At 43.9% G+C, this 2,704-nt stretch carries 5 protein-coding genes; 4 read left to right on the top strand and 1 reads right to left on the bottom strand.

Features of this window, described 5'->3' with window-relative positions; translation table 11 throughout:
- The coding region (locus tag Q0236_RS12135) for a hypothetical protein (protein WP_297918439.1) at positions 1–389 on the bottom strand (389 nt) is incomplete at its 3' end.
- An 80-nt stretch (positions 390–469) separates the two neighbouring features.
- On the opposite strand from Q0236_RS12135, the gene Q0236_RS12130 reads away from it, so the two are divergent.
- From Q0236_RS12130 to Q0236_RS12115, 4 genes are all read left to right on the top strand, one after another.
- Positions 470–1,159: a dUTP diphosphatase gene (locus tag Q0236_RS12130; RefSeq protein ID WP_297918437.1), complete on the top strand. Its 690-nt coding sequence runs from the start codon at positions 470–472 to the stop codon at positions 1,157–1,159.
- 10 nt (positions 1,160–1,169) lie between these two features.
- On the top strand, positions 1,170–1,583 hold the full coding sequence (locus tag Q0236_RS12125; protein ID WP_297918434.1) for a hypothetical protein: 414 nt from the start codon (positions 1,170–1,172) through the stop codon (positions 1,581–1,583).
- A complete protein-coding gene (locus Q0236_RS12120) occupies positions 1,576–2,316 on the top strand; it encodes an EI24 domain-containing protein (RefSeq protein ID WP_297918432.1) in 741 nt (246 codons plus the stop codon). Before Q0236_RS12125 ends, Q0236_RS12120 begins: the two co-directional genes overlap by 8 nt.
- A 73-nt stretch (positions 2,317–2,389) precedes the next feature.
- A complete protein-coding gene (locus Q0236_RS12115; RefSeq protein ID WP_005869903.1) occupies positions 2,390–2,593 on the top strand; it encodes a hypothetical protein in 204 nt (67 codons plus the stop codon).
- Positions 2,594–2,704: the final 111 nt, after the last annotated feature.

The following is a 2,704-nucleotide window of genomic DNA, read 5'->3' as shown; positions in this document are numbered from 1 at the left end:
CCGAATGTTAGAGTGTTGTCGGTTAGCTTCATCCAATCGATTCTGATAGTAAAAAAATCAGTCTCCATCGCGCGCGCAAACGGGAAGCGCTTAAGATACAGCGTCTCGGCGCGCTCGTCGGCGCTGCGTATCTGTCCGGTGAATTGAATCCCCTTGATGCGCGCTACAAACTTCGTATCCAGCGCGATCGTGCCCGCGACGTGTCTGTTTGAGAAGATCGCCTTGATGTGCTGCGTATCGGCCGAGCTTGAGATGATGAGCTCTTTGTTTTGCGCATCGTAGGCATAAAACGCGCTGAAGCAATAGGGCAGATTATCCCTCAGCACCGCAAGCGAGAGGAGCTTCATCTTGCTTAAAAAATCGCCGAATTTGTCGCAATCCTGTTTCATCTCAAAATTCCTTTTTGCGCCAATTATACAATGATTTTCTTTTATCGGCTATAATTATGCGCTAAATTTTAGGAGAAAAGATGGAAAATTATAAAAAAGTAAAAGAGATGTTTTTGATGCAGCAGCGCCTAAACGACGAGACGAACGGCGCGGGCTGGGAGGACGGCTACACAAAAAACGGCAAACTGATTAATTGGAAGCGCTGCATTTATATGGAGTGCGCCGAGCTCATCGACAGCTTTGCTTGGAAGCACTGGAAAAATATCGAAGCAAAGCCCGACGTAGATAATATCGCAATCGAGATCGTAGATATCTGGCACTTTGTAATGAGCTATATTTTGGAGCAGAATTATAAGGCCAAAGATCTAAATTCCATCGTCAGCGAGATCATTGCCGTTAGCGGTTTTTCGGAATTTAGCTCCTACGCATATAGCATAGACGAATACAACATCTACGAGATTATAAATGACATAGAGCTCATCGTTCATGAAACGAGCGGCTTTGATCTGCATATCGGCGAGCTTTTGACCGACTTTTTCCGCGTGGCGCTAAAATGCGGCGTGAGCCTCGATATTTTATTTGAAAAATACATCGGCAAAAACGTGCTGAATAAATTCCGCCAAGATCACGGTTACAAAGAGGGCGGCTACCGCAAAATTTGGGGCGAAAAAGAGGACAATGAAGTCTTGCTTGAAATTCTCGCCGGCGGAACGGTGAGCGTAAGCGAAATTTACGCCAAACTGGATGAAATTTACGAGGCCGCGAAATAGCGCGAAGCCAATGAAATTTGAATCTAAATTTAGGGCTAAATTCAATCATAAAATTTCGGGCCCGGGTTTCGGTCATAAAATTTCAGGCGCAAATTTCTGCCGCAAAATTTTGCGCGCGGAATTTGCCATGAAATTTAGGGCTCAAATTTTAACCCGCAGCGCGGTCGCGAAATTCCCGGCGCAAAATTTAAAGCCTGGCTCACAGAATTTAAGATTTCAAGTCACGAAATTTAAAACTCCAGCCGCAAGTTTTGGAATTTCCGCTTTAAATTTTAAAACCATCGCCGCGAGCTTTAAAACTCTAGCTGCAAATTTCAAAATCTCCGCCGTAAATTTCAAAGCTCCCGCCGCGAGAGCTGCGAATGCCGCAAAAGCCGAGAAGTTTGAAATTTTAAAATTTAACGCGAGCGCGGCAAATGGGTAAAATTTTTAGACTCAGCAGTGAGGATTTTTTTACGCGCAAGTTTATTTTGCTTTCGCTGCTGCCGTTTTTTTGCCCGCTAGTGATTTTGGGCGCGGTTGCATATTTCGGCGGTAGCGAGCTTTTTAGCGTGCTTAGCGCAGGCGCGCAAAGCGGCGATTTTAGCTTCTTGGACGAACAGCGCTTCCCGATAATCGCGAAAATTCTAAGCTTCGCCGCGACGAAGTGGATCATCGGAGCGATTTTTTACGCGCTCGCAAGCTTTGCAGTGCTTATGCTTAGCGTGTTTTGCGCGCTTATCATCGCAGCCTTTTTGACGCCCGCAGTCACTAAAGAGATCAACGCACGCCACTACCACCTAAGTCGCGCGGACGAAGCGAGCATGGCGCGAGTGCTAAAGCTGATGAGCGTTGAAATTTTAAAATTTTTAGCGATTTTATTTATCTGCTCGGTGCTTTTGTTTGTGTCGGTAATAAATTTATTCATCATCAACGTGCCGTTTTTTTATATCTATTACAAGCTGGTTCTAATCGACGTCGCTTCAAATGCGTTAAGCGCGAAAAGCTTCGAGCGCTCTTATAAAATGGGCGGCGGATATAAATTTGCCCTAAGCGCTTTTATTTTTTACCTGCTTTGTTTGATCCCGCTGGTAGGATTATTTTTCCAGCTATTTTTCATCATCTTTTTGACGCACGTAGTGCTGATAGACGAAAGCGCCCGCAATAAAAATCGCTAAAGATTAACTAAAATCAATGAAAAATTTTGAAATTTTCATAAAATAGTGCAAAATTTTTTAAGAAAGGATTTCTATGAAATCAGGTGATATTTACATTTGCAATATTTGTTCGCTAAAAAGCAGCGACGATGAAAACGCGGTCTTTATCAAGGCGCATAAAAACGGCGAGACGGTGCATATCTGCACATCCTGCATGCCTAGCGTCATCCATGGCTCAGGCATGGTCGTAAAAAGCAACTCCGAGATCGAAGAAGAGCTTCAAGACGCTGCAAACTAGCTGCTGGCACCACTTGCTGCGGCGCGTTTTAATTTGTCTATTAATCTGCGCGCCGCAAAATTCTAAAATTCTAAAATTCTAAAATTCTAAAATTCTAAAATTCTAAAATTC

Origin of the sequence: uncultured Campylobacter sp., from assembly GCF_938031315.1 — a bacterium.
Classification (GTDB): Bacteria; Campylobacterota; Campylobacteria; order Campylobacterales; family Campylobacteraceae; genus Campylobacter_B.
This window is presented reverse-complemented; position numbering and strand designations above follow the sequence as displayed.

What these genes read in the sequence shown, in the direction of transcription:
- Q0236_RS12130 (WP_297918437.1), top strand. Translation starts at nt 470, where the DNA reads ATGGAAAATTATAAAAAAGTAAAAGAGATGTTTTTGATGCAGCAGCGC.
- Q0236_RS12125 (WP_297918434.1), top strand. Translation starts at nt 1,170, where the DNA reads ATGAAATTTGAATCTAAATTTAGGGCTAAATTCAATCATAAAATTTCG.
- Q0236_RS12120 (WP_297918432.1), top strand. Translation starts at nt 1,576, where the DNA reads ATGGGTAAAATTTTTAGACTCAGCAGTGAGGATTTTTTTACGCGCAAG.
- Q0236_RS12115 (WP_005869903.1), top strand. Translation starts at nt 2,390, where the DNA reads ATGAAATCAGGTGATATTTACATTTGCAATATTTGTTCGCTAAAAAGC.